Source organism: Lacrimispora xylanolytica, from assembly GCF_026723765.1.
In the GTDB taxonomy this organism is placed as follows: Bacteria; Bacillota; Clostridia; order Lachnospirales; family Lachnospiraceae; genus Lacrimispora; species Lacrimispora xylanolytica.
Map to the genome: position 1 here is coordinate 478,815 of NZ_CP113524.1, position 25,840 is coordinate 504,654.

Sequence of the window (25,840 nt, forward strand, 5' to 3'; positions counted from 1 at the left end):
GCCCTCTTCTTAACTCTTTGTTACATGCATTTTATCATATTTCCATGGAGAATAAAATTATTGTTACGCCATAATTAGTTCATTAATTTCTTATTTTTCATATCATTGATATGAATGTCTGATGCATCAATCAAAGCTGCTTTGTTCGCAGCCTGATCGCTGATGGTTGAAGGTATAGTTCCGTTTAACTGTCCCCTGATGCTTTCTGTCCGTAATTGACAGAAGCGGTTTAATGTATTGACGGCCTTTTGATATTCTTCATAGGTGCAGAATTTACTTGGGTCTTTCTCAACATGAGGGGAGATGAGCAATGCGGTTTGTTGGATTCGTTTGGCAATATCAGAAGAATCAAGAAATTTCCTGTAATAGTCCTGATACATTTTTTGATACTTACTATCTTTCATGATCCAGCTTTGCATGGGGCGGTCTTTTAAGGCTTCGTTGATTGGCACATTAACCGCCAGGGTGGAGTCTTCGTGAGAAAATGTACCAAAGGACATATTGTAGTCCCATGGGATCATGGATAATCGGCCATCTTTCTCGTAGAGATAATAATTGTGGGCATCTTCGCCGGTGTAGCTGTCCCCATTTACCACGAAGTTGTGAACAACAAAATAACGTATTACCTTTTCTGTATCCAATACCTTATTAAAATGATTCCCCAAGTTCAGCTCTCTGATGGCTGAGATAAAACGCTTCTTATCCTTGGAAGATATCTTTGTTTTGGCATGATCAAAGAAGATGGAATAGCTCTTTGGATCGTCATTGATATATTGCAGATTCACATCTGGAGTGAATCTCTCTTCCTGGTCATCTGGCTGGAGCTCTTCCTCTTTCCCATCGGCCTCTTCTTCTTTGCCCTCAGGTTTATATAAATTACCGTAGTTAATACCATAATTTCGTTTCAAAAAGGATTCTTCCAAGCCCTCAACCGCCAGATAAAAACCCCATTTTTCACCGTTTACCAGGATGTTGGTATAACTGCTTAAGGGACTGCTGACACCGAAGTCTCCCATCATCTGATAGGCTAAGTAATCCATCATATAAGTACTGTCATGAATCATGTTATTTAATGATATTTTATCAAGTCCATGATAGTTGATTGCCTTTTCATAATGGTCAAATTCAACCTTAAAGCTATATCTGGTACTGCCAGCGTCTGCTGCATCGGTCAGAGAGGATGAGCCTTTGGCGCGGATTCCCACGTTAGTAAACGTTTCTCCATCAATGATAATGGTACAGGCGGAATATTTTTTATCCTTAGCAGAAGCGATAAACTTATCCCAATCGTCCATCACAATGTTAATGGTGTGAACGCGGGAATCGTCAAACAGGCGCTTTTCATATTCCATGGATTTATCCTGAGATTTCAGTCCCAGTTTATCACCGTTATACAATGCGCCTGTAATAAGAAGGGCCAGAATTAGGAAGGTAAGGGATAGTTTCCCTAAATGCTTGTTTGTAGACATTCTGTTCCTCCTATCCCATATAATCTCCATTGTAGCTTACTAACACAGCGCTATGTACCCCTTCTATTTCCGATAATTCATTGACAAAATCCGTATTATTATCCTTTAAACGAACCTCTAAATTAACTTCAATGGCTCCTTTTCTTACGGTCTTACTTTTAACAACGCATTTCAATGTTTTTGTATTAAGGTATTCCTTGGCCTTTGCTTCTACATGGTAGCCGTCGCATTGGAGTACTACAATATATGGGTTGGTATAAATTTTCTTATTTACAAAAATAAGAAGTACGGAGCCGATAACAATGCTTCCAATCACAGCTAAAGGTATCAAACCGGCAGCCAGGATAATGCCTACTGCAATGGACCAGAATAAGAAGGCAATATCAAGTGGTTCCTTGATCGCCGTTCGAAATCTTACGATTGAGAGTGCACCTACCATTCCCAGTGAAAGCACTACATTAGAGGTCACAGCCAGGATTACAATGGTTGTAATCATAGTTAAGGCCATTAAGGTGACTGCAAAGCTGGAAGAGAACAGAACTCCGTTGTAGGTCAATTTGTATATGTAGCAGATAAATAATCCAATGCAAAAGGATAGCAGCAATGCCACTAGCATATCCAATAAGCTAATACTCGTTACCTTGTCCACAAAGCTTGATTTAAAAACATCACTAAAATTCATACATATACCCCTTTTCATTATAATTAGCCGTATAAACGGCAGACTGCGTATTTAGAAAATGCAGAAACCCTCCGACCGGTAAGCTGAACGGTATCGCGTATGATGGAAGGGAGAAACTCATCCCATTTTACCTCCATTACGATCCCGCTATCCCCTGCTGGAATCATGGGACAGTGGGGATTGAGAAAATCAATGGAGTGAAGGCCGGTACGAATATCGTAGTCCAGAGTAACCCGTACATTTCCCGGCTTAAAGATAAAGGGCTCTCTGATGTAATCTACAATTGTTTTTGGCCTCAGCCCACAGGTGGTCATTTTAAAATATAATTCCTGGATTAAAGGTTCCTCCCTGGCTTTCATCCACTCAATCTGCCCATCCACCACATCCTGTGCCTCCTGCCTGGAAAGAGAAACGCTTTGTTTGTTTCCGAGTCCTCCGACCTTACTTTTCTTTTCAAGGTAAATGAAGTCCAGATTGTCATTGTAGTAGCGGATACGGAATTTTTCCCGTCTGCTTATGCCATCAATCTTATCCCGCAATGCCTGATCCTGAAAATCATCAAAATACAGGCTGCGGATTTTATAGGTTCCATTGATCGCATGGGAATCTAATGTTGCAACCGCAAGGAGACGTTGGCGGATTGCTATCATGTCACTATAAGATATTTCATGTTTCCATTCATGTCTAAACTTCAATAAACTTCCTCCTTTATTCTTATTTTAATGATAAGACTATTTTAGTACATGGTTATTAATAGTTTCTAAATCGTTTCTAAAAGACTCTTAACTGAATTTGGTAAGGTGATTGGAATGGACACGAAAATTTGCATCATTTATAATAGTTAGTAACGGATATGGATTAGTACGGGCAAGAAAAATCACTATGACATACAGGTGTCATAGACGTTTTGATATATTAATCTGGAAGGAGGAGTTTACTATGGAGGATGTATATAAAAGCTGTCCGGTTATGGAAAATAATCAGTATGTACTAACCCTTGTAACCATGAAGGACGCGCCTGATTTATTAAAGGTCTATGGGGATGAAAGGTCAGTCCCACTCTTTAACAGCGATAACTGCCACGGAGACTTGTTTTATTACAGCACCTTAGACCGTATGGAAGAGGCAATCCGGTTCTGGATTTCAGAGTATGAGAAAAAGCGGTTTGTCCGCTGGGGGATTTTTGTAAAGGAGAAAAAGGAAGTGGTGGGGACAATAGAACTGTTTCACCGGAATTCTGTGGATTACTTTCATGATTGCGGCTTATTACGGCTGGATCTTCGGAGTGATTATGAAAGGAAAGAGGTGATTGAGGACATACTTTCCTTAGTGGTGCCAAACACCTGGGAGCTTTTTGATTGCAGCTTGATTGCCGCCAAGGCAGTTATAGAAGCCAAAGAAAGGATCCAGGCGCTTCTTGCACTGGGATTTTCACCTACGGGCCATACGCTGATTGGCCATGATGGGACAGAATATGGAGATTATTTCGTTCTTACAAAAACACAGGAGTGAATTGTACATGAAAATTGACCGACTGTTGGGCATAACCATTTATTTATTGAACCATGGCAGAACAAAGGCATCTGTACTGGCAGAGCATTTTGAAGTTTCTATCAGGACTATTATGAGGGATATGGATACCCTGTGTATGGCTGGCATTCCGGTCTCTTCTAATTTTGGGACTGACGGTGGTTTTGAAATCATGGAAACCTTTGAGATGCAGCGGCAGGTGGCAGGAGAGATGGATTACAGCTTTGTTGTCAGTGCCTTACAAAGCCTCTCTTCTGCTTATCATGATAAGGAGTTAAATGCTACCCTGGAAAAGTTAGAAAGCCTGACAACTTCCCCCAAATCCCCTATGATTCTGGACTTAAGCGTGGTTCACGAGAACAGGGACACCAATGAGCTTCTCTATCTTTTAAATCAGTGGATTCAGAAAAAGGTGAGAATTTCATTCTCTTATACCAACGCCAAAGATGAAAAAAGTCAGGTAGAGGTAGAACCTGTGTGTACGATTTATCAGTGGTACCATTGGTATCTCATAGGATTCAGCTTAAAGCATCAGGATTACCGGATGTATAAGGTGGTACGGATGGATCAACTGAAGGCTACGGGAGAAATCAATGGAAGAGAGCATGATATCGATGAGGTAAAGGCATTTTTAAAAGGCAGAGAGGATAGCCGGAAACGAGTGAAGGTGCGCCTTTTGTGCCAGGACAGGCTCAGATCCAAATGCCGGGAATACTTAGGGGCTTCCATTACAAAGGAATATGAAACCGGTGAGTTTGAATGTGAAGTATTTACTCTGGAGGATGAGACCTTTTGGTATGGACTTCTTTTATCCTTTGGCGGGGCTGTTAGAGTATTGGAACCAAAGTCTTTGATTGAGCGGATCCAAAGGGATTGCGCGGATATCTTAAAGCATTATGAAAGAATTGAGGAGAACAAATGAAACATGTATATATTTATCTTTTAAATACAATGGCGGACTGGGAAACAGGCTATATTCTACAGGGCCTGACCGCCCAGACCATGGTAGGTGAGGTTAAGTACCAGGTAAAAACAGTGGGAATTACAAAGGAACCTATAAGGACTCTTGGAGGGATGACCATGGTACCTGACTGTTCCATTGAGGAAGTCAGCTTGGACTCTGTTGGGGCTTTATTACTTCCTGGAGGTGAGACCTGGAAGGAAGAGGTGCATCAGCCGGTTCTTGACCTGGCGCTTCTTTGTATCGAACAGAAGATACCGGTTGCTGCCATCTGCGGAGCCACCCTTGCCCTGGCTGACTTAGGCGTTTTAAACAAGCGCACCCATACCAGCAATTCTTTAGAGTTCTTAACCGGACTTTCACCCACATACACGGGCAGCAGCTTTTATGTCAATGAAATGGCAGCCAGGGATGGAAACGTCATTACCGCCAGCTCCGCAGGAGGCCTGCTCTGGGCAAGGTATATTCTGGAGAGCTTAAATATCTATTCCAAGGAAGTAATTGATGCCTGGTACGGCTATTTTTCAACCGGCAGGATGGAATATTTTATGGAATTAATGGAAGCATCTCAAAATTAAAAACAGACCAATTATGTAAACTTTTTCTGATTCCGCATCAGCGGGATGAGAGAAAGCTTTTTTCTGTCTTTCCGTAAGAAAATCAGCCCCTTTTTTCTTCTGAAAAAGTATCATATAATGAAATTAAGTTTCATAGGTTTGGACAAATATTGAAACTTTAATACAAAAAGGCTAGAATGAAAGTAACATAAATTGTGAGATAAGAACCATATTTCTTCTGGCTTTACAGAGAGGATGAGGCTTATGAAAGGACTGCTTGTAAGAATCGAAGACTATCTCCAGTATGCGGGAGAAGCAGAAAAGGAGCTGATGATCCGGCTTCAGAGAAATCCGGAGTCTGTGCTGAGAAAGAGCATTAAGGAGATTGCAAAGGAGACCTACACCTCCCCGGCCACCATTGTCAGGCTTTGTAAAAAGCTTGGCTGCAACGGGTATAAGGATTTTCAAAGTACCCTGGCCTATGAGGTAGCATTGTTTAGGGAGAGCAGGGATATTGCATTTCAAACCATTACACCACAGGACTCAGTGGAGGACATCATCTATAAGGTAACAAAGAAAAACATAGAGTCCCTGGAAACCACCAGAAAGCTTTTGGAGCCAAAGATTATAACCGAATGCGTAAAGCTTTTGGAATCCAGCAGAAGCGTTTGCTTATTCGGACTTGGCACTTCGCTTTTAGTAGCAAAAGATTTGTACTTAAAGCTTCTTCGGGCTGATGTAATCTGCAATGTATGCGATGACTGGCATGCCCAGTTTTTAACTGCCAGGAACCTAAAGAAGAACGATCTTGCCATTGTCATCAGTTATTCGGGACTGACGGAAGAGATGCTGACCTGCGCGAAGGAGGCAAAAGCCAATGGAGCAAAGGTAATTGCCATCACCAGAGCTGTGGAATCAAAGCTGGCAGCAGAAGCTGACTTTGTGCTTCCCATAGCCGCAACAGAGCTGATTCACAGAAGCGGAGCCATGTCATCAAGAATCTCCCAGTTAAATGTGGTCGATGTTCTTTTCACCGCTTATGTCAACCGAAATTACGAATTCTGTATGAAACAGTTTGGAAGAACTCATATACAAAAGGACGGAGGAACGTAACCATGATTGATTTATCAAAATTAACCACAGAGCTTCGAAACCCGGATACCATGAACCTGGATCAGATGACTCCTATGGAGATTGCAGGCATTATGAACCAGGAGGATGGTAATGTGGTGGCAGCCATTAAGGAGGTTCTCCCTTCCGTTGCCATTGCCATAGAGTGGGCCACAGAAAGTCTGAAGTCAGGAGGCAGAATCATATACATTGGAGCCGGTACTTCAGGCCGCTTAGGTGTTTTAGATGCTGTGGAGTGTCCACCCACCTTTGGGGTTTCTAAGGATCTTGTGGTGGGCCTCATTGCAGGCGGGGAGAAGGCATTTGTAGAGGCAGTGGAAGGAGCAGAGGACAGTAAGACTCTTTGTGAAGAGGAGCTAAAGGAAATCGGCTTACAAAAAGAGGATATTGTCATAGGTCTGGCAGCTTCCGGCAGGACCCCTTATGTAATCTACGGTCTTAAGTATGCCGATTCCATTGGCTGTAAGACTGTAGCAATAGCCTGTAACCGGGGTTCTGATATTGGCAGGGAAGCGAAGCTTGCCATTGAACCGGTAACGGGTCCTGAGGTGCTTACCGGCTCTACGAGACTGAAAGCAGGAACCGCCCAGAAAATGATACTTAACATGATTTCAACCGGCAGCATGATTGGAGTTGGAAAGGTATATGAAAACCTTATGGTTGATGTAAAGCAGAGCAATGAAAAGCTGGTGGTAAGATCCCAGAACATTGTTATGACAGCCACTGACTGCAGCAGGGAAAGAGCAAAGGAAGAACTGGAGAAGGCAGACGGTCATGTTAAGACAGCCATTTTAATGATTCTTTCCGGGTGTGATGCTGCCACTGCCAGAGAAAAGATTGAAATAGCCGGAGGGAATATCCGAAAGGCTTTAAAATAGATAGAAGAGCAAAGCAAAAATCTAGAGGAGGGTGAATTATGGATTACAAAAAAATCAGTGAAGCGCTCATTGAGCTTTTAGGAGGAACGTCCAATATTACCTCCAACGCCGCCTGTATGACAAGGCTTCGCATTGGGTTAAAGGACACATCAAAGGTAGAGATTGAAAGGATTAAACAGGTGGAAGGTGTTCTTGGGGTGGTAGAGAGTGACACGCTTCAGATCGTCTTTGGTCCGGGAAAAGTAAACAAGGTTTTAGATGAATTCTATCAGCTGACAGGGCTTCCAAAGGGTCAGGCACAAGACGGGGGAGAGGTACAGAGCATTGATGATGTGGCAAAAGAGAATAAGGCCCTGCAAAAAGCAAAGTACGATAAACCGGTCCAGCGTTTCTTAAAGAAGATCGCTAATATATTCGTGGCACTGTTACCCGGAATCATCGCAGCAGGTCTTATTAATGGAATCTGCAATGTAATCAACGTATCCACAGGCGGATCTCTTTCCGGAGTCTGGTGGTATGCCTGCATCCGTACCATGGGCTGGGCACTGTTTGCCTATCTGCCCATTTTAGTAGGTTATAATGCGGCAAGAGAATTTGGCGGTTCCGGTGCCCTGGGCGCCATCGCAGGAGCTATGTCCATTGTCAATCCTGCTATGCCTTTACTGGCAACGGTTAAGGACGCTCAGATTATCCTGCCTATCACAAACACTGTATTTAACCCGGCTTCCGGCGGCCTTTTGGCAGCTCTCATCGCAGGTATGTTCTTTGCAGTCCTGGAGAAGAGGATCCGAAAGATTATGCCGGATCTCATTGATACCTTCATCAGTCCCCTTCTGGTGCTGATCATTGGTGGCATTGTGGCCCTTTTGGTGATACAGCCTTTAGGAGCAGGTCTTACAAAAGTGATCTTTGCTGTTTTAAGCTTTGCATATGAAAAGATGGGCGTAGTAGGCGGTTATATTTTATCCGCAGGATTTTTACCCTTAGTAGCCGTTGGGCTCCATCAGGCACTTACCCCCATCCACTCCATGTTAAATGATCCCGCCGGAGCCACCGCAGGTATCAACTATCTGCTTCCTATCCTTATGATGGCAGGCGGAGGCCAGGTAGGTGCAGGCTTAGCCTTATACTTAAAAACAAAGAATAAGAAGCTAAAACGCTATATTAAGGATTCCATTCCTGTAGGCATTCTTGGAATTGGAGAGCCTCTTATGTATGCGGTAACACTGCCTCTTGGACGGTCCTTTCTTACTGCCTGTATCGGCAGCGGTTTTGGCGGAGCACTGGCAGCCCTTCTTCATCTTGGCACCGTTTCTCAGGGCGTTTCCGGCCTGTTCGGACTCTTAATTGTACAGCCGGGACAGCAGCTTGGATTTATCCTTTCCATGCTGACCGCTTATGCAGGTGGATTCCTTGTTACTTATTTCTTTGGTGTAGATGAAGACAGAATCAACGAAGTATACGGAGAATAATTTATGAAAACTGGAATCTCACTTTATTTCTCAAGCGGTATGGAGAAAAACAGGGGGATGATAAAAAAGGCGGGAGAGCATGGAGTACAGTATATTTTTACCTCCCTCCACATTCCTGAAGAAACTGGAGTCAACTACCGCCAGGATATTATATGTCTTTTAACTCTTTGCAAGGAACATCATTGCAACGTAATTGTAGACGTTGGCCCGGAAACCTTCAAAAAGCTAGGAGTAAATAGTCTCCATGAGTTAGGAGACCTTGGTATTACCCATGTAAGGCTGGACTATGGATTTACAGCCAGAGATGTGGTAGATATTTCCAAACGGTTCCATGTCGTTTTTAATGCCTCTACCATTACCGAGGAGGAACTTCTAGAATGGAAGCAGTACGGGGCTGATTTTACAAAGTTTGCCGCTTGCCATAACTTTTATCCCAAGGAATTTACCGGACTGTCCCTGGAACGGGTGAAGGAAATCAATCAGCGGTTAAAGTATCTGGGATTTATGACCATGGCATTTGTGCCAGGAAATTTAGAGCTTCGGGGACCACTGATGGAAGGACTTCCTACGGTAGAGGAACACAGAAGGCGTAAGGATGACGTTGTTTTCAATATGCTGGAGCTGTTTTTTAACGGGTGCTGCGATGTGGTGCTTATCGGTGATGTGGATATTAAGGGGAGTGAGTGGGAAGGCATCAAGAGCTTAAACAATGGGTATGTAGAACTGGAAGCTGACCTTCTTCCCCCCTATGAGTTCGTGAAGAGTACCATACATCATGACAGACCGGATTCCAGCAGCTATTTATTCCGGTCTCAGGAATCGAGACAGTATGGGCAGGAGATCCTTCCGGATAAGAACCAGAAAAATAAAGTCAGGAAAGCAGGAAGCATCTGCATTTCCAACAAGGATTATTTAAGATATATGGGAGAGCTTGAAATCGCAAGGGTGGAGCTTCCCCTGGATCCCCGGCTGAACCTGATTGGTCAGATAAAGGAAAAGGATATGAAATATCTTCCCTACCTTCGAAATGGATTTGGTATCAAGTTTATTTAATCCTGGAAAGAGAGTCTTAACTGACTCTCTTTTTTTGCATTCATGGTGGCTGCCTCTTTTCATTTTAAGAAAGGAATGATACTATTAAATTGTACAGAGGATTCATTGAACTATCCGTATGTTTCATTCCAATTCATTCATACTTATGATTAGATGACAATAAGATTTGCATTGGCCAGAGAAAGGTGGTGCCAGCAATGAATAAAAGTGATTTAAAAAGGGACCGATTTATGTTAACAGGTGCTCTTGGGAAAAAGGGATATGATTGGTGGTGGCATAATTTCACCGGATATCATCGGAAAACCGGTGAGGCGAAAGCGTTTTTTATAGAGTATTTCGTATGCAATCCAAAGCTGGGTCAGGATTATCCGGTGTTGGGGCAGCTGCCAGAACATCAGGCTGCCGGTGTCCGTCCCTCCTATGCCATGCTAAAGGCAGGGACCTGGGGAAAGGATGCACGGCAGATTCATAATTTTTATCCCATCTCTCAGTTCTCATACTCAAACAAACAATTAAACATAAAAATAGGAGCCAGCCTCCTGACAGAACAGCGGATAAAAGGCAGAGTTAAGGTTACAAAAGAACAGGCAAAGGATCACCCGGAATACATGAGTGACGCCGGAGAAATGAGCTGGAACCTGGCGATTCATAAAAAAGTAGCCTATCATGCCGGGTACGGGGCAAGTGCACCATTTCGCTGGCTCCATGCCTTTGAAATGTTCTGGCACGCGGAAGGAATCAAAGCGGAGTATTCCGGAGAAGTCATACTGGACGGAGAAGCCTATGATGTAATTGAAGACAGATCTTATGGGTATGCAGACAAGAACTGGGGAGCTGATTTTACCTCTCCCTGGCTATGGATCAGCAGCAGTAACATGAAGAGTATGACAACCGGAAAGGCATTAACAAATTCCGCTGTGGAATTCGGAGGCGGAAAACCAAAAGTCTGGGGATATTCTCTGAACCGGAAACTATTGGGAGGATTTTACTACGAAGGAAAGATGTATGATTATAACTTCTCCAAATTCTGGACCGGTTCCCGGGTGGATTTTAAGTTCCAGGAAGGAACCAGGTATCATACCTGGAAGATAAGAGCCCAGAACCATACCTCTCTACTGGAATTGACCCTGCGTTGCAAGGCAGATGAAATGCTTCTCATTAATTATGAAGCACCCAATGGGAAAAAACTTCATAACCGGCTTTGGAATGGTGGAACCGGATATGGGACCATTCGGTTGTATCACAAGAAAGGGAAGGAGAAAGTTCTCATCGACCATATTGAATTTAAGAACGCTGGATGTGAATATGGGGAATACGGCAACCATGATAAATATGGAGAGAATGAGGAAAACGGACAGTACGAGGCGTAAGGGAGTTTCGTTGATAGGATGTCTCCCGGCTTTTTAATTAGTTTTTTTGGTTGATAAATAACACAATCTCCAGTTCCAAGTTTTTATTAAATTATATTTTATATTTATGTAAACATAAGAAGGTGCAGCTCTCATAGCCAATAATTATCTATGAAAGCTGCACCTTCTCTTTTTTTATGCGATTTTTATATATTATTCGTTTGCAGTGAAACTGCTCCTCATCTTCCGGCCTATTCTAATCTTTATGACCTCTCAGCTATTTTATTATTCTTCCGGTAATTGGAAGGGGTAATCCCGTAATACTGTTTAAATGCGTAGGAAAAATGCTGAATCGAAGAGTAATTCAAGCGGTCAGCAATTTCCGAAATATTAATCGTATCATCATTCAAATATATCTTAGCCATAGACATCTTAGCTTCTGTTTTCTTCTGAAGAAACGTCTTTCCGTAATACTCCTTTAAAAACCGCTCCGTCTGCCGGATGCTGAGTCCTAGCCGTTCGGAAAGTATCTCAAGGGTGATGGTCTCATATTCATAGAGGAAGCATTCCTCCACAATGATATACTTGCTGTCCACCAGATTGGAAGGAGAGAAATGGGACTTTGACTGGGTCCTGTTTTCATAATTTCTGACGATCTTCACCAGGCACTGCTGCAAGAGTGCCTCCACCTGAATCATGTAGCCCGTATACCGGTGCTCCAGTTCAAAAAAAATCTGCTGCATTAAGGGGTAAAGCTCCTGGGTATCCTGTCCGAACCAAAAGTGGGTCTTTTCAAATTTATACGCCACCGTATCCACATCAGGAGCCGGGTGAGAGCTGTTCTTTTGAATTTTAAAATAGATACAATACTCGGTCATAGGATCATTCTTAACAGGAATCTGCTCGTGCTCGATGTGAGGGCCTGTCATGTAGAGAGTATTTGGAGTGATGTTATAAATCTGGTCGTCGATGCTTACCTTTCCATGTCCATAAGGAATGTAATGAAGCTCGTAGCTGTTATTACCATGGCTGTGTTTTGGCATGGACTTAAGGAAGCGTTCATACACAATATTCAGGACCAAAAAGGTAGTATCGTTAATGGTTGTCTTGATATTCAAATCCTTATAGCCTGTTCTCATGTCTTTCCTCCCTGTCTTGTTTTTCTCTTCATACAATCTTACTTTACCAGCAAAAAAAGCACAAGTCAAGGAATGTTCGATAACACGACATGCACCCAGTGTCTATGTCTGTTTATCCTCTAATTTTCTAATCTGGTTCCGGTATAATGAACATATGAGGAACTTAACAATCACCTGATCTTAAGGAGGAAAAAGATATGCCATTGGTTACGTCAGAACAAATGTTACTGGATGCCCAAAAGGGCGGCTATGCCGTAGGGGCGTTTAATGTAGAAAATATGGAAATGTTAAAGGCTGTGGTGGCAGCGGCAGAAGAGCTTCGTGCCCCTGTGATGCTTCAGACCACTCCCTCAACCGTTCGGTACGGCACGCTGGAAACCTTTAAGGCTATGGCTTCCGCAGAAGCCAAAAAGGCAACGGTTCCGGTTTGTCTTCACCTGGATCATGGCAGCAGCTATGAGCTGGTACTTAAGGCCATTCGTGCCGGATACACCTCCGTCATGTTCGATGGTTCCCACGAAACGTTTGAAGAGAATATCAGGCTGACCAAGCAGGCAGCTGACGCAGCTAAGGCCTGCGGAATTCCTGTAGAAGGAGAGCTTGGCAAGGTAGGCGGTAAGGAGGATGATTTAGAGGTCGAGGAAGATACCAATACCGACCCCATGCAGGCAAAGGAATTCGTAGAAAAGACAGGAGTCACCTCCCTTGCAGTTGCCATTGGAACGGCTCATGGTTTTTATGCCAATAAGCCAGTCCTTGATAAAGAGCGGATCACAGAGGTGAAAAAGCTGGTATCCATTCCTCTTGTTCTTCACGGAGCTTCCGGGTTAAGCGATGAGGATGTAAAGGAATGCGTACAAAGAGGAATGTGTAAGGTTAACTTTGCAACGGAGCTGAGAGTGGTATATACAGGAGCAGGAAAGAAGCTCTTAGCAGAAGACCCGGAGCTCTTTGATCCTAAAAAGCTTGGCATCGCCGGTATGGAAGCGGTAAAGGAATTTGTAAAGGGCCGCATGCTTGTTTGCGGCTGTGACCAGAAAGCCCGCTGATTGTTTGATGGAGGGGATAATGAAGCCATATTTATTGGGGATAGACATAGGCACAAGTGCCTGTAAGATCGCTGTATTTAACAGAGAAGGAACGGTCATTGATTCAGCAGCCGGGGAATATGAGGTCTATTATCCCCAGCCAGGCTGGGCGGAGCAGGACCCGGAGGAATGGTGGAGAGTCATCTGCAGTACCATGAAAGAGATGTTCGCAAAATCCATTGTGAATCCGGAGGACATTGCCGGAATCGGAATCGACGGACAGAGCTGGTCAGCCATTGCCGTAGATAAGAAAGGAAAGGTTCTCACAAACACTCCCATCTGGATGGACACCAGAGCATTTTCCATCTGCAGGGACTTAAATGAAACGGTGGGAGCAGAACGAATCTTCCAGTTATCCGGAAACTCCTTACAGCCGTCTTACACCACAGCTAAGATACTCTGGTATAAAGAACATATGCCAGAGGTGTTTGAAAACATAGATAAGATTCTCCAGTCCAACAGCTACATTGGATTTAAGCTGACCGGCCATATGACCCAGGATATTTCCCAGGGGTATGGACTCCACTGTTTTGACATGCATACCGGGACCTGGAATAAGGAAATGTGTGAGGCCCTAGGAATTCCGTCTCATATCCTTCCTGACATTTATTCCTGTCATGATGTGATTGGAACCGTGACCGAAGAGGCGGCAAAGGAATCCGGTCTTTTGGCAGGAATTCCGGTAGTGGCAGGCGGTCTTGATGCAGCCTGCGGAACCCTGGGGGCCGGAGTGATCCATACAGGAGAAACCCAGGAGCAGGGCGGTCAGGCCGGAGGCATGAGTATCTGCATTGACAGCTACAAGGCCGACGAAAGGCTGATCTTAAGCTATCATGTAGTTCCTGGGAAATGGCTGTTACAGGGCGGAACCACCGGAGGCGGCGGAGTCATGCGTTGGCTGGAAAAGGAATTTGCTGATTATGAGAGAGAAGAAGGCCGAAAAACCGGAAAAAGCTCGTTAGACCTTTTCAACCATCTGGCTCAGGCGGTGAATCCTGGAAGCGATGGATTGGTGTTCCTGCCTTATATGGCTGGTGAGCGCTCCCCCATCTGGGACCCGAATGCAAAGGGAGTCTTTTACGGGCTTGACTTTGGAAAGACAAAGGGTCATTTTATCCGGGCAGCTATGGAAGGGGTTGCCATGTCCTTAAAGCATAACTTAGATGTAGCAAAGGAAGCAGGCGCAGAGGTGGATGTGCTAAGAGCCATGGGCGGTTCTGCAAACTCCCTGTTATGGACCCAGATTAAGTCGGACATCACTGGAAAGCCCATTGTAGTTCCTTCCTCGGATACGGCAACCACACTGGGTGCCGCCATGTTAGCAGGAGTGGGCGTTGGTATGTATCTGGATTTTGAAGAGGCGGTTAAGATGACCGTGGAAAATAAACGGTATCACGTGCCCAATCAGGCAGACCGGGAGGTCTATGACAGGAATTATAAAATGTATCGCAGCTTATATGAAAACTTGAAAGATATGATGAGTGAGGAAGGAGAGCAATAGACCATGAAAGCAGCAGTTGTATGTGCCAATGAAGATGTAAAATACATGGATTACGAGGAACCACAGGTTTTACCGGGACTGGTAAAGATTAAAGTAAAGGCTTCTGGAATCTGCGGCTCTGATATACCAAGAGTGCTCCATCACGGAGTTCATTTTTACCCCATAGTTCTGGGCCATGAATTTTCCGGTGATGTGGTGGAAGTAGGAGAAGGCGTTACATCAGTAAAGCCGGGAGACCGGGTTTCCGGAGCGCCCTTAATCCCCTGCATGAAATGCGATGACTGCCAGAACGGAAATTTCTCCCTTTGCAGACACTATAGCTTTATCGGCTCCAGACAGCAGGGAAGCAATGCGGAATACGTGGTAATCCCGGAGCAGAATGCGGTTGCCTTTGACAAAAGCATTTCCTATGAGCAGGGTGCCATGTTTGAGCCGTCTACCGTAGCCCTTCACGGCCTCTTTCAAAATGATTATAAAGGCGGAGAATACACCGCAGTCTTAGGCGGAGGTACCATCGGCATGTTCACCATGCAGTGGGCCAAGATTTTCGGAGCAAAAAAGGTGGTGGTATTCGACATCAGTGAAGAGCGTCTCTCTCTGGCAAAACGTCTTGGCGCAGATGAAGTCATTAACACCTCTTTGGAGGGCTATAAAGAAAAAGCCCTGGAGCTGACCGAAGGAAAAGGCTTTGCCTTTGTCTTTGAGACCGCAGGTCAGGTACCAACCATGCATATGGCCTTTGAGCTGGCTTCCAACAAAGCCAACGTATGCTTTATCGGAACTCCTCATGTGGATTTATCCTTCACCCCTGCTATGTGGGAAAATATGAACCGCAAGGAATTTAAGCTGACCGGTTCCTGGATGTCCTACAGCTCTCCATTTCCGGGGAAGGAATGGAAGCTTACAGCACATTATTTTGCCACAGGCCAGTTAAAATTCGATCCTGGTTTCATCTTTAAAAAAATGCCCATGAGTCAGGCACAGGAGGCCTTCCAGATGTTTAAGACCCCAGGGCTTGTAAAGGGAAAAGTATTGCTGATGAACGAGGAATAGGAGGCCCTTATGATACTTACCGTTACATTAAACGCTGCCATTGACAAACGATATGTGGTCCATGGGTTTCAGGAGGGCGAGGTCAACCGTGTGGCAGAGTGTACCTATACACCAGGCGGCAAGGGCTTAAATGTCTCAAAGCCAGCCGTCATCGCAGGAGGTCAGGTGGTGGCAACGGGATTCCTCGGAGGTCATGCGGGACAGTATATTGAAACTGCCTTAAAGCCTCTTGGTATTACCAGTGCATTTTACCACCTGGAAAACGAAAGCCGCACCTGTATCAACATCTGGGATGGAAAAAAGGAGATACAGACTGAATTTTTAGAGCCTGGATTTTTAGTAAAGGAAGACGAGTTTCAGGGATTTTTAAAGCTGTTTCAGACATTAATAAACGATGCCGAGGTAGTTGCCATATCAGGAAGTGTTCCTAAGGGACTTGACGGAACCGCGTATCAGACTATGGTAAGGCTTGTAAAGGAAGCAGGGAAAAAGGTGATTTTAGATACCAGCGGAAATCTTCTTAAGATGGGAATTTTAGCATGCCCCACCATGATTAAGCCCAATCTGGATGAAATCCGTATGCTTACCGGAAACAACTGTGACAGCCTTGATGATATGGTGGAAGCAGCCAAAAAGATTCACAGCCAGGGGGTAGAGATCGTAGCCGTTTCCCTTGGGGCGGAAGGCTCCTTTGTGGTATGTGACTCAGGAGTCTACCGGGCCAGGGTGCCAAAGATTCATGCGGTGAATACGGTGGGCTGCGGCGATTCCATGATAGCCGGATTTGCTCTTGGCCTTAAAGAAAATCTTCCCATGGAAGAGATTCTAAAGAAAGCCAGCGCAATCTCTGCCGCCTCCGCCTTACGGGAAGAGACCGGATATTTCCGAATGGAAGATATGGAAAAGCTTCTGCCGGAGATTACAATCACAAGATTGGAGGAGTAGCCATGGATTATGTATTAAAGAATCAGCACCTGACGGTTACCTTCACGAAAAAGGGAGGAGCACTCACCTCCATAAAGAACGAAGCAGGCCTGGAATACTTATGGCAGGGGGACCCCAAATACTGGAGCGGTCAGGCCCCAGTACTGTTTCCCATCTGCGGGAGCTTAAGAGACGAAAGGGCAGTAACGAAAAGCGGAAAGGAAGTCCGGATGCCAAGGCACGGAATCGTCCGTAAGGAAGAATTTGAACTGGAATCCTTCACAGATGATGATATAACCTTTTCCATATCATCTACGCCCCATATGCTCGACCAATACCCATTTCCCTTTGTGCTGACCATAACCTACTTACTAAAGAACAACGAAGTTACCGTCCGGTACGGCATTAAAAACACGGGAACAGAGGATATGCCATGTTTCATTGGAGGCCACCCTGCCTTTCGTTGTCCCCTGGAGCCGGGCGAAGCGTACGAAGAGTATGAAATCCTGTTTGAAAAAGAGGAAGAAGCATCAAACCCCACACCAGATACGAGAACCGGACTTATTGATATGGAGAACCGGACCTTTCTTTCCTGGAATAAGAGAAATCTTCCCTTAAGTCATCAGCTCTTTGAACAGGACTCTGTTATATTTGACCGGATATCTTCAAGAAAAGTAACCCTTCGTCACAAGGAAAAAAAGCAGGGAGTGGAGCTTTCCTTTGACGGCTTCCCCTACCTGGTTATATGGTCCTCAGCCAATCATGGCCCCTTTGTTGCCCTGGAGCCCTGGACCGGACTTTCCACGTGCAGTGACGAAGATGATGTATTGGAACATAAGAGAAATCACATGTCATTAAAACCTGGGGAAGAAAAACAGCTGGAATATAAGATTTCCATCATTTAAAAAGAGAAGGAGAACATAAATATGAAATCATTCATTGAACCATCTATCGTTCCAAAAGTAACACTGTATACTGGTGAGGAGATTCCCTGTGTGGGAATGGGAACCTTTGGTTCCGACCGGTTTACCCCGGAAGAAGTATCTGGCGCAGTGGCAGGAGCCATTCGCTGCGGCTACCGCATGTTTGACTGTGCCGCCTGCTATGGCAATGAAGACCAGATCGGAGAAGTATTTGCAGATGCTTTTAAAGAAGGCGTTGTGGAGCGTAAGGATTTATTCATCATGACGAAGGTCTGGAATGATATGCATGACAGAGTGGAGGAGTCCTGTAAAAAGAGTATCGTTGATTTACAGTGCGATTATATCGATATGTTCTTTATCCACTGGCCATTTCCAAACTACCATGCACCACATTGTGACGTAGATTCCAGAAATCCTGATTCCAGACCATTCAGCCCGGAAGAGTTTTTAAAGACCTACCGCCAGTGTGAGGCACTGCTGGAGCAGGGCTTAATCCGCAATATCGGTATTTCCAACATGACCATACCAAAGCTGGAAGCCGTTCTTCCTCATATGAAGGTAATGCCGGCTGCCTGCGAGATGGAGCTTCACCCTTGCTTCCAGCAAAAAGAACTGTTTGATTATCTGGTTGCTCACAAGATTCAGCCCATCGGCTTTATGCCATTAGGCTCTCCTCAGAGACCAGAGCGTGATATGTGCCCAGAGGATGTGGCTGATTTACAGACACCGGAGATGAAGGAAATCGCAGCAGCTCATGGCGTTCACCCGGCAGTAATCGCACTGAAATGGGCACGTCAGAGAGGCCAGATCCCCATTCCGTTCTCCATTCATGAGATGGAATACGTAAGTAACTTAAAGGCAATGACAGAAGACCCGCTGACAGAAGATGAGATGGCAAAGATAGCTACCTTAGAGCGGAATAACCGTCTGGTAAAAGGCCAGGTATTCCTTTGGGAAGGTGCCAATGACTGGCATGACCTTTGGGATGAAGAAGGATTTATCGTAAAATAACAGAACATATAAGAAAATCAAAATCCCTGAAGCGCCCTTTGGTAACTTCAGGGATTTTGGAATAAATACTATTTTCTTTTCTAAAAAACGTGTATAATTGTATAAAGTGCACAAATAACAGTAACGATGCAACGCGGACCAGCAGCATTCATTGGATTAGGGGAGATAGTTATGTATAAGGTATTGTTGGTAGATGATGAGATTCTGATCAGGGAGCGGATTTCTCAAAGAATACCGTGGGAATCTTTGGGGTACGAGCTTAAGGGGACTTGTGAGAATGGAAAAGAAGCCATCGAATTTATGGAGAGGCAGCCGGTGGATCTTGTGCTGACTGATATTTGTATGCCGTATGTGGATGGTCTGGAGCTTGCAAAATATCTTTATGAAAATGAGAAAAGAACAAAAGTAGTGATTATTACCGGCTACGATGAGTTTGAATATGCAAAGAAGGCGGTGGAATACCGCGTTCTTTCTTACGTGTTAAAGCCGGTAACTTCTGTGGAACTGATTGAAAAATTAGAAGAAGCAAAGAAAATCCTGGATAGTGAGGAGGCCAATTTCCAGGTCAGGACTTATTATGAAGGAAGCTATCCCCTGTTAAAGAACCAGTTTCTCTTAGAGCTTTCCAAAGGGAGATTTTATGAGGAGGGGATTGAAGAGAAGCTTAAGGAATTTCACATTGATTTTCAGGGGGAATGCTACTGCGTAGCTCTGTTATATCCAAGGATACATCCGGATAAAAAGGAGCTGTCACATATGGCTTCTCTCATTGCCAGAGAGGCAGGAGAGGATGTCCTCTCCTTTGAAGGGGATGATCATAATATTATTCTCTATGTGAAGAAGAAAAATAGCTCAGAACTAAAAAAGGATATGGCTTTCATCTGCGAAGCAGCCGCCAGATGGGTGGAACATGAGTTTCACACTCCCGTATTTTCCTTAATCGGGACATGCGTATTCCGCTTGGGAGGAATCGGCTTTTCTTATGAAAAAGCCATGGAATTAAAGGAATATATTTACCTGGAGCGGGATCAGGGTATCTATGAATGGGACAAATATCAGAAATACAAGCTGAGTGCTCAGGGCATGATCTGTGAAAATGACCGGGAAAAGCGAATCGTACTTGCAGTCAGAAGCAACTTGTCTGAGGAGGTACAAAGAGAGATCACTAGCATCCGAAGGGAATGCAGAGTCAGATGGATTCCTAAGAATAAGGTAGTCGTCCTATACCAAAGCTTAATACTTGCCGTAATGAATTTCTTTGAGCGGCTTAATATTGTAGATGATGCCTTTTTATTAAAGGAGCAGGAAATCATCTCCGGGCTATTTGGATGTACCTATATTTCGGAGATGGAGAAAAAGGTGCTGGAGTTCTTTCAAATGGCTGTTGAGCTCATGAACAGCAACCGGGGCAATTACGGAGATCATCAGGCAATCGCTGCTCTGGAATATATCAACAGCCACTACGGGGACTGTGACCTTTCCCTTCAGGAAATATGCGAAAAGCTGGCCATCAGCGTCAGCTATTTCAGTTCTGCCTTTAAAAACTACACGGGTATGACCTTTGTAGAAGCCCTTACCAAAAAGCGAATGGAAAAGGCCATGGAATTAATGGAAAATACGTCCTTAAGAACTTATGAGATCGCAGAAAAATGCGGCTACAGCGATGCCAATTATTTCAGCAACATCTTTAAGAGAACCACCCATATGACGCCCCGGGACTATGTAAGAACAAGGATGAACCGGAAAGGGACCTATGAAAGCCAGAATCAGGTTTAAAAGCATAAGAACCAGCATGATTATCTACTTTTCACTTCTGGTTCTACTTACGGTCACGGTTTTTATGTTCTTTTCCATTCGGTATACAAAAAACAATCTGACGGAGAATTCCAAAAAGAACAGCCGTCTGCTCATTGAACAGGTCAATTTTAATATTGAAAATTACATTGACTATATGGAGAATATCTCTCAGGTGGTTATGAGCAACCGGGATATGACCAGCTACCTGTTTGATCAGGATACCAAAGAGACGGGAAGTGATTTAAAGGAGGCCTTTCAGACCATTCTTCATGCCAGGACGGATATTTACAACATTGCTGTTTTGGGAGACAACGGAAGGTATTTTATTAACAATGGCACCGATATTTTAAACTTAAGGTCAAGGCTGGCACAAAAGGAGTGGTATCTGGATGCCAGAAAAGAGGGAAGCGGAATCTTAATTTCCTCCTCCCATGTTCAGAATCTGGTAAAGGACGATTATAAATGGGTGGTAACCTTAAGCCGTGGAATCACAAACCCTGAAACTGGTAAGGTGGAGGGGCTTCTTGTCATTGACTTAAATTATGATGTAATCAATGACCTATGCGAATCCATCACCCTGGGAAACAAAGGCTATGTATATATCATTGACCGAAAGGGTGAGATCGTTTACCACCCCCAGCAGCAGCTGATTTTAAGCGGGGTGAAAAAGGAGCTTTTAAAAGAGGTATCAAACGGAGGAACCAGCATTTCCCACACCGATGAAAATGGGGAGAATAAGATCTACACCCCGTTTCATTCGAATAAGACCGGGTGGACCATTGTAGGAGTGGTCTACACCTCAGAGCTGGCGGGAGATGAAAAAGAGGTCAGGGCCATGTACATCGGGACCGCCTGCACACTCATTCTCTTTGCCAGCATCCTGGCTGTGTTGTTATCTGCCAGAATCACAAGACCAATCAAGCAGCTCCAGGCGGCCATGAAGGAGGTGCAGCAGGGAAAGTTTGAACAGGTCTATATTGACACAGGGGGGGAGAATGAAATCTCCAGCCTGACCCGGTCCTTTAACAAAATGACGGAACGCATTGAGGAGCTGATGAAGAATAACCGGAAAGAGCAGGCAGAGAAGCGAAAAAGCGAGCTAAAAGCCCTCCAGTCCCAGATTAACCCTCATTTTCTTTATAATACCCTGGACTCCATCATCTGGCTCATTGAAACCGAGGACTTAAGTCAGGCCATTAAGATGACCTCAGTCCTTGCCCGTTTTTTCCGGCAAGCTATTGGAAACTCAAAGATATATGTGAGCGTATGGCAGGAATTGGAGTACACCAGGAATTATCTGCTGATTCAGCAGATGAGATATAAGGACAAGGTAGCATTTCGCATTTTAGTGGATGAAGATGTGATGGAATGCGCCATTGTGAAGCTGGTGCTTCAGCCCCTGGTGGAAAATGCCTTATACCATGGCTTAAAATACAAGACCACCCAGGGCAACATCATCATTACCGGAGGACGGGAGGGAGATTTCGTTATTCTTAAAATCCAGGATGATGGAATTGGCATGTCAAAGGAAGCATTGGCCTCTGTATTTAAGGAGAAAGTTTCTGACAAACGCCATAATGGCGTTGGTATGAAGAATATTGAAGACCGCCTTAAGATGCATTATGGGCCGGACTACGGACTTTTCGTGGAAAGTGAAGAGGGGCGGGGGACGACCGTCACTGTGACCATTCCTTTCAAACGCATGGAGGAGACTGATGAAGAGACATAAAAACGGGCTAATGCTCCTTACATTCTTTTTATTATCGGTCGTTTTCCTGTCCATGGTGTTTCAGCTGGAGGAATTCCGGCAGAAAAAGACCGTCAAAATTGTATTTATCCCAAAGGTACAGGATAAGACCAATGACTTCTGGATGTCCATGATATCCGGTGCCAAAAGTGCAGGAAAGGAGTATCAGGCAGACCTAACCATACTGGCTCCTGAGGAGGAAAATGATTACCAGCAGCAAAAGAGGTTCATCGAAGAAGCGGTGAAGATGAAGCCGGATGCCATTGCCCTTGCCCCCATACAGTATTCGGAAATGACAGACAGCGTCAGAAAGATAAAAAATGCAGGCATTAAACTCATTCTCATTGATTCCAAAATTGATGAAGATATAGAAGAGACCTATATCGGCACAAACAACCGGAATGCCGGGCTTCAGATGGGAAAGAACATGAAAACCTATGTGAATAAGGAGACGAAGATAGCCATAGTATCCCACGTCAAAGGCTCCTCCACTGCCATGGAACGGGAGGAAGGGCTGAGGGAGGGGCTGGGGGAGTATGGGGACAGGATTGAAGCTGTCCTCTACAGCAATTCTGACTATAAACAGGCCTATGAAAAGACAAAGGAGCTGATGAAAGAACATCCGGATATTAACCTGATTGCAGGTCTGAACCTTTATTCAACCGTAGGCGTAGCCAGAGCCATCAAGGAAATGAATTTAAACAAGGAAGTCCATATCGTGGGATTTGATAATGATATTGAAGGCATCAAGTATTTAGAGGAGGGAATCATAGACACCCTGATCGTCCAGAAGCCATTTAACATGGGCTACCTGGGAATCCAGACTGCGGTGGAGTCAGTGAGGGGAAAGAAAATGGAGAAAAACATATACTGTGACACAGAAGTTATCACCGTAGACAATATCTATACCGATGAGAACCAGAAGCTTCTGTTTCCGTTCTAAAGAAAGTAAAATCCTCTTCTTTTTTTGTAAGATACTCTATGTTACCAGAGGTTTCTCAAAGATATAATGGTATCATCAGAGCAGGATACAAGGCTCAATTTAAAAAGAAGCGGAGAGTGAGAATGTGGGCAGTGTTATGCTGAGAATGAAGGGAATCGATAAGTCCTTTCCTGGTGTACATGCTTTGGACCACGTGGATCTGGAAGTCAATGGAGGCGAGGTCCATGCGCTTATGGGAGAGAACGGGGCCGGTAAATCAACTCTCATGAAAATCCTTACGGGGATTTATCTAAAGGACTCCGGAACCATTACATTTGAAGGAAGAGAAGTGGAATTTACTTCTCCAAAAGAAGCACAGGATGCCGGAATTGCCATCGTCCATCAGGAGTTAAATATGATGAACCACTTAACCGTGGCCCAGAATTTATTTATCGGCCGTGAGATGATGACAGGCGGATTTATAAACGATTCTCTCATGAACAAAGAGGCAAGGAAGCTGTTTGACCGGTTAAACATTGATATTGACCCCTCTGAGGTCATGGGAAACTTAACCGTAGGACGGCAGCAGATGTGCGAGATTGCAAAGGCCATCTCAAGAGAAGCAAAGCTCATGGTATTCGATGAGCCTTCCGCCGCACTGACGGAGTCAGAGATTGAGGAGCTCTTTAAGATCATAAGGGATTTAAAACAAAAGGGATTGGGGATTGTTTATATTTCCCACCGTATGGACGAAATCAAGGTGATTACAGACCGGGTAACGGTCATGCGGGACGGAACCTATGTGGGAACCTTAGTAACGAAGGACAGCACAAAGGATGACATCATCAATATGATGGTGGGCCGTGTGATCTATGAAGACCCAAAACAGACCAGCAGCGTATCAGAGGACGCGCCGGTGGTATTAAAGGTAGAGCATCTGACCGCCGGTAAGATGGTGAAGGATGTAAGTTTTGAACTTAGAAAAGGTGAGATCCTGGGCTTTTCCGGACTCATGGGAGCAGGCAGAACCGAGACGGCCAGAGCCATCTTCGGAGCAGATAAAAAGGATGGAGGAGAAATCTACATTAATGGAGAACGGGTGGAGATTGAGACCACAGAGGATGCAGTAAACCATGGAATTGGTTATCTGTCAGAGGACCGGAAACGGTTTGGTCTCGTGGTTCAAAAATCCGTAGCCGAAAACTCTTCCATGTCAGCGTTGTCCTCATTTATGAAGGGTATTTTCATTGACAAGCAAAAGGAGCGTAAGGAAGCAGAAAGCTATGTAAAGCTTTTAAATACCAAAACTCCAACCGTAGACCAGCTTGTGGTGAACTTATCAGGAGGAAACCAGCAGAAGGTGGTTATTGCCAAATGGCTTATTAGAAACTGTGATATTTTAATCTTTGATGAACCTACAAGGGGAATTGATGTAGGCGCAAAAAGCGAGATTTACCATTTAATGAATGAACTGGTCAAGCAGGGAAAATCCATTATCATGATTTCCTCGGAGATGACAGAGATTTTAAGAATGAGTGATCGGGTTCTGGTCATGTGCGAAGGGCGCATTACCGGGGAAATCCCCATTGAAGAGGTATCACAGGAACGAATTATGGCTGCAGCTACTTTGAGAAACCAGGAGGGCAACAATGGAAAAACTGAAAAATAATCCGCTCATCAAAGCGATAGGTACCCAGAGGCTGGTAGCATTGCTGGCACTTATCGTACTCTATGTGGCGTTTGGAATCATGAATCCCAGATTTGCCACTTATAACACCATGGTCAACATTTTTGACGCATCCTATTACATTGGATTTATGGCCATTGGAATCTGTTTTGTTATTGCAACTGGGGGAATCGATCTTTCCATCGGTACCGTACTGACCATGTCTGGTCTGGTGGCTGGTTACTTAAGCGTAAACCTGGGATTTCCCATTTGGCTTGTTATTATCATCTGTATCTTAATCGGTACCTTGTTCGGAGTTATGAACGGGCTTTTGGTGGCAAAGTTGGGGCTTCCTCCCTTTATTGCGACCCTGGGTACCATGATGCTTTCCAAAGGAATCGGTTCTATTATCACATCAGCTCAGTCCGTGACCTGGAAATCAGGATCAGACCCAGAGGGCTGGTACCGTGCCATATTTAAAATCAAGACAGAAAGCGGTCTTTTAATCCCAACAGGTTTTTTATTCCTCATAGCAGCAGCTGTTATTATGGCAATCGTGATGAATAAGACAAAAACAGGCCGCTATATCCTGTCCCTTGGAAGCAACAAGGAAGCAACCAGATTATCCGGTGTCAACGTAGATAAATATTTAATCATTGCCTACATCATCAGCGGTACCTTTGCAGGCATTGCTGGACTGGCTTACTCCACCATTTACTCCACTCTCTTACCAGGCGGCGGAGCCGGCTTTGAGATGGACGCTATCGCAGGTGTGGTGATCGGAGGAACCTCCATGTCAGGAGGAATCGGAACCATAGCCGGAACCATGATCGGTGTGTTCATCATCTCCGTGTTAAAGACTGGTCTTCCCTTTGTAGGATTACAGACCCATTACCAGCAGGTAGCAACCGGACTGGTGCTAATCGTAGCAGTCTTTGCAGATGTATATAGAAACCGGAAAAAGAACTGACAGGCGTAGTGATTTAA

Annotated in this window: 23 protein-coding genes; 19 read left to right on the plus strand and 4 right to left on the minus strand. The window is 44.5% G+C overall.

The features are described 5' to 3' along the window. Positions 1-74: 74 nt before the first annotated feature. The 3 genes from OW255_RS02350 to OW255_RS02360 are packed head-to-tail and all read right to left on the minus strand — an operon-like array spanning position 75 to position 2,846. Positions 75-1,469, minus strand: a complete 1,395-nt coding sequence (locus tag OW255_RS02350; RefSeq protein WP_268115504.1) for a CotH kinase family protein — start codon at positions 1,467-1,469, stop codon at positions 75-77. A gap of 10 nt (positions 1,470-1,479) precedes the next feature. Beyond that, a complete protein-coding gene (locus tag OW255_RS02355) occupies positions 1,480-2,151 on the minus strand; it encodes a DUF4956 domain-containing protein (RefSeq protein ID WP_035317695.1) in 672 nt (223 codons plus the stop codon). 23 nt (positions 2,152-2,174) lie between these two features. Beyond that, positions 2,175-2,846, minus strand: a complete 672-nt coding sequence (locus tag OW255_RS02360; protein WP_024837500.1) for a polyphosphate polymerase domain-containing protein — start codon at positions 2,844-2,846, stop codon at positions 2,175-2,177. 244 nt (positions 2,847-3,090) lie between these two features. Between OW255_RS02360 and OW255_RS02365 the strand changes: the two genes are divergently transcribed. The 8 genes from OW255_RS02365 to OW255_RS02400 all read left to right on the plus strand — a co-directional run bounded on the left by OW255_RS02365 (position 3,091) and on the right by OW255_RS02400 (position 11,103). Further along, positions 3,091-3,663 carry a GNAT family N-acetyltransferase gene (locus tag OW255_RS02365; RefSeq protein WP_268115505.1) on the plus strand — a complete coding sequence of 191 codons (573 nt, stop codon included), beginning with the start codon at positions 3,091-3,093 and terminating at the stop codon, positions 3,661-3,663. 7 nt (positions 3,664-3,670) lie between these two features. After that, positions 3,671-4,603 carry a helix-turn-helix transcriptional regulator gene (locus OW255_RS02370; protein WP_024837498.1) on the plus strand — a complete coding sequence of 311 codons (933 nt, stop codon included), beginning with the start codon at positions 3,671-3,673 and terminating at the stop codon, positions 4,601-4,603. Continuing rightward, the gene (locus tag OW255_RS02375; RefSeq protein ID WP_268115506.1) at positions 4,600-5,220 is read left to right on the plus strand and encodes a DJ-1/PfpI family protein; all 621 of its coding nucleotides are present in this window, start codon (positions 4,600-4,602) and stop codon (positions 5,218-5,220) included. Before OW255_RS02370 ends, OW255_RS02375 begins: the two co-directional genes overlap by 4 nt. A gap of 243 nt (positions 5,221-5,463) precedes the next feature. Then, a complete protein-coding gene (locus OW255_RS02380; RefSeq protein WP_268115507.1) occupies positions 5,464-6,312 on the plus strand; it encodes a MurR/RpiR family transcriptional regulator in 849 nt (282 codons plus the stop codon). Between the two features lie 2 nt (positions 6,313-6,314). Next, the gene (murQ, locus tag OW255_RS02385; protein ID WP_268115508.1) at positions 6,315-7,208 is read left to right on the plus strand and encodes an N-acetylmuramic acid 6-phosphate etherase; all 894 of its coding nucleotides are present in this window, start codon (positions 6,315-6,317) and stop codon (positions 7,206-7,208) included. Positions 7,209-7,246: 38 nt separating this feature from the next. Next, a complete protein-coding gene (locus tag OW255_RS02390; protein ID WP_024837494.1) occupies positions 7,247-8,680 on the plus strand; it encodes a PTS transporter subunit EIIC in 1,434 nt (477 codons plus the stop codon). A gap of 3 nt (positions 8,681-8,683) precedes the next feature. Next, entirely contained in the window at positions 8,684-9,733 is a 1,050-nt protein-coding gene (locus OW255_RS02395) for a MupG family TIM beta-alpha barrel fold protein (RefSeq protein WP_268115509.1), read from the plus strand. 197 nt (positions 9,734-9,930) lie between these two features. Then, complete coding sequence (locus OW255_RS02400) at positions 9,931-11,103, plus strand: tocopherol cyclase family protein (RefSeq protein ID WP_268115510.1); 1,173 nt, start codon at positions 9,931-9,933, stop codon at positions 11,101-11,103. Positions 11,104-11,345: 242 nt separating this feature from the next. Here OW255_RS02400 and OW255_RS02405 read toward each other — a convergent pair whose 3' ends face one another. Beyond that, on the minus strand, positions 11,346-12,221 hold the full coding sequence (locus OW255_RS02405) for an AraC family transcriptional regulator (protein ID WP_024837491.1): 876 nt from the start codon (positions 12,219-12,221) through the stop codon (positions 11,346-11,348). A gap of 197 nt (positions 12,222-12,418) precedes the next feature. Between OW255_RS02405 and OW255_RS02410 the strand changes: the two genes are divergently transcribed. The 11 genes from OW255_RS02410 to OW255_RS02460 all read left to right on the plus strand — a co-directional run bounded on the left by OW255_RS02410 (position 12,419) and on the right by OW255_RS02460 (position 25,823). Further along, positions 12,419-13,270, plus strand: a complete 852-nt coding sequence (locus tag OW255_RS02410; protein ID WP_268115511.1) for a class II fructose-bisphosphate aldolase — start codon at positions 12,419-12,421, stop codon at positions 13,268-13,270. Positions 13,271-13,289: 19 nt separating this feature from the next. Further along, positions 13,290-14,810, plus strand: a complete 1,521-nt coding sequence (gene xylB, locus OW255_RS02415; protein ID WP_268115512.1) for a xylulokinase — start codon at positions 13,290-13,292, stop codon at positions 14,808-14,810. A 3-nt stretch (positions 14,811-14,813) separates the two neighbouring features. Further along, a complete protein-coding gene (locus OW255_RS02420) occupies positions 14,814-15,863 on the plus strand; it encodes a galactitol-1-phosphate 5-dehydrogenase (RefSeq protein ID WP_024837488.1) in 1,050 nt (349 codons plus the stop codon). 9 nt (positions 15,864-15,872) lie between these two features. Beyond that, on the plus strand, positions 15,873-16,808 hold the full coding sequence (pfkB, locus tag OW255_RS02425) for a 1-phosphofructokinase (protein ID WP_268115513.1): 936 nt from the start codon (positions 15,873-15,875) through the stop codon (positions 16,806-16,808). A gap of 2 nt (positions 16,809-16,810) precedes the next feature. Further along, on the plus strand, positions 16,811-17,692 hold the full coding sequence (locus OW255_RS02430) for an aldose 1-epimerase family protein (protein ID WP_268115514.1): 882 nt from the start codon (positions 16,811-16,813) through the stop codon (positions 17,690-17,692). A gap of 21 nt (positions 17,693-17,713) precedes the next feature. Then, entirely contained in the window at positions 17,714-18,721 is a 1,008-nt protein-coding gene (locus OW255_RS02435) for an aldo/keto reductase (RefSeq protein ID WP_268115515.1), read from the plus strand. A gap of 171 nt (positions 18,722-18,892) precedes the next feature. After that, positions 18,893-20,497 carry a response regulator gene (locus tag OW255_RS02440; protein WP_268115516.1) on the plus strand — a complete coding sequence of 535 codons (1,605 nt, stop codon included), beginning with the start codon at positions 18,893-18,895 and terminating at the stop codon, positions 20,495-20,497. Further along, positions 20,475-22,247, plus strand: a complete 1,773-nt coding sequence (locus OW255_RS02445; RefSeq protein WP_024837483.1) for a cache domain-containing sensor histidine kinase — start codon at positions 20,475-20,477, stop codon at positions 22,245-22,247. Before OW255_RS02440 ends, OW255_RS02445 begins: the two co-directional genes overlap by 23 nt. Next, positions 22,234-23,208: a substrate-binding domain-containing protein gene (locus tag OW255_RS02450; RefSeq protein ID WP_268115517.1), complete on the plus strand. Its 975-nt coding sequence runs from the start codon at positions 22,234-22,236 to the stop codon at positions 23,206-23,208. Before OW255_RS02445 ends, OW255_RS02450 begins: the two co-directional genes overlap by 14 nt. Positions 23,209-23,332: 124 nt before the next feature. Continuing rightward, positions 23,333-24,856 (plus strand): sugar ABC transporter ATP-binding protein, encoded by a 1,524-nt coding sequence (locus OW255_RS02455; protein WP_024837481.1) that lies wholly within the window; start codon positions 23,333-23,335, stop codon positions 24,854-24,856. After that, a complete protein-coding gene (locus OW255_RS02460; protein WP_024837480.1) occupies positions 24,837-25,823 on the plus strand; it encodes an ABC transporter permease in 987 nt (328 codons plus the stop codon). The genes OW255_RS02455 and OW255_RS02460 overlap by 20 nt, the downstream gene beginning before the upstream one ends. Positions 25,824-25,840: the final 17 nt, after the last annotated feature.

What these genes read in the sequence shown, in the direction of transcription:
- OW255_RS02350 (WP_268115504.1), bottom strand. Translation starts at nt 1,469, where the DNA reads ATGTCTACAAACAAGCATTTAGGGAAACTATCCCTTACCTTCCTAATT.
- OW255_RS02355 (WP_035317695.1), bottom strand. Translation starts at nt 2,151, where the DNA reads ATGAATTTTAGTGATGTTTTTAAATCAAGCTTTGTGGACAAGGTAACG.
- OW255_RS02365 (WP_268115505.1), top strand. Translation starts at nt 3,091, where the DNA reads ATGGAGGATGTATATAAAAGCTGTCCGGTTATGGAAAATAATCAGTAT.
- OW255_RS02370 (WP_024837498.1), top strand. Translation starts at nt 3,671, where the DNA reads ATGAAAATTGACCGACTGTTGGGCATAACCATTTATTTATTGAACCAT.
- OW255_RS02375 (WP_268115506.1), top strand. Translation starts at nt 4,600, where the DNA reads ATGAAACATGTATATATTTATCTTTTAAATACAATGGCGGACTGGGAA.
- OW255_RS02380 (WP_268115507.1), top strand. Translation starts at nt 5,464, where the DNA reads ATGAAAGGACTGCTTGTAAGAATCGAAGACTATCTCCAGTATGCGGGA.
- murQ (WP_268115508.1), top strand. Translation starts at nt 6,315, where the DNA reads ATGATTGATTTATCAAAATTAACCACAGAGCTTCGAAACCCGGATACC.
- OW255_RS02390 (WP_024837494.1), top strand. Translation starts at nt 7,247, where the DNA reads ATGGATTACAAAAAAATCAGTGAAGCGCTCATTGAGCTTTTAGGAGGA.
- OW255_RS02395 (WP_268115509.1), top strand. Translation starts at nt 8,684, where the DNA reads ATGAAAACTGGAATCTCACTTTATTTCTCAAGCGGTATGGAGAAAAAC.
- OW255_RS02400 (WP_268115510.1), top strand. Translation starts at nt 9,931, where the DNA reads ATGAATAAAAGTGATTTAAAAAGGGACCGATTTATGTTAACAGGTGCT.
- OW255_RS02405 (WP_024837491.1), bottom strand. Translation starts at nt 12,221, where the DNA reads ATGAGAACAGGCTATAAGGATTTGAATATCAAGACAACCATTAACGAT.
- OW255_RS02410 (WP_268115511.1), top strand. Translation starts at nt 12,419, where the DNA reads ATGCCATTGGTTACGTCAGAACAAATGTTACTGGATGCCCAAAAGGGC.
- xylB (WP_268115512.1), top strand. Translation starts at nt 13,290, where the DNA reads ATGAAGCCATATTTATTGGGGATAGACATAGGCACAAGTGCCTGTAAG.
- OW255_RS02420 (WP_024837488.1), top strand. Translation starts at nt 14,814, where the DNA reads ATGAAAGCAGCAGTTGTATGTGCCAATGAAGATGTAAAATACATGGAT.
- pfkB (WP_268115513.1), top strand. Translation starts at nt 15,873, where the DNA reads ATGATACTTACCGTTACATTAAACGCTGCCATTGACAAACGATATGTG.
- OW255_RS02430 (WP_268115514.1), top strand. Translation starts at nt 16,811, where the DNA reads ATGGATTATGTATTAAAGAATCAGCACCTGACGGTTACCTTCACGAAA.
- OW255_RS02435 (WP_268115515.1), top strand. Translation starts at nt 17,714, where the DNA reads ATGAAATCATTCATTGAACCATCTATCGTTCCAAAAGTAACACTGTAT.
- OW255_RS02440 (WP_268115516.1), top strand. Translation starts at nt 18,893, where the DNA reads ATGTATAAGGTATTGTTGGTAGATGATGAGATTCTGATCAGGGAGCGG.
- OW255_RS02445 (WP_024837483.1), top strand. Translation starts at nt 20,475, where the DNA reads ATGAAAGCCAGAATCAGGTTTAAAAGCATAAGAACCAGCATGATTATC.
- OW255_RS02450 (WP_268115517.1), top strand. Translation starts at nt 22,234, where the DNA reads ATGAAGAGACATAAAAACGGGCTAATGCTCCTTACATTCTTTTTATTA.
- OW255_RS02460 (WP_024837480.1), top strand. Translation starts at nt 24,837, where the DNA reads ATGGAAAAACTGAAAAATAATCCGCTCATCAAAGCGATAGGTACCCAG.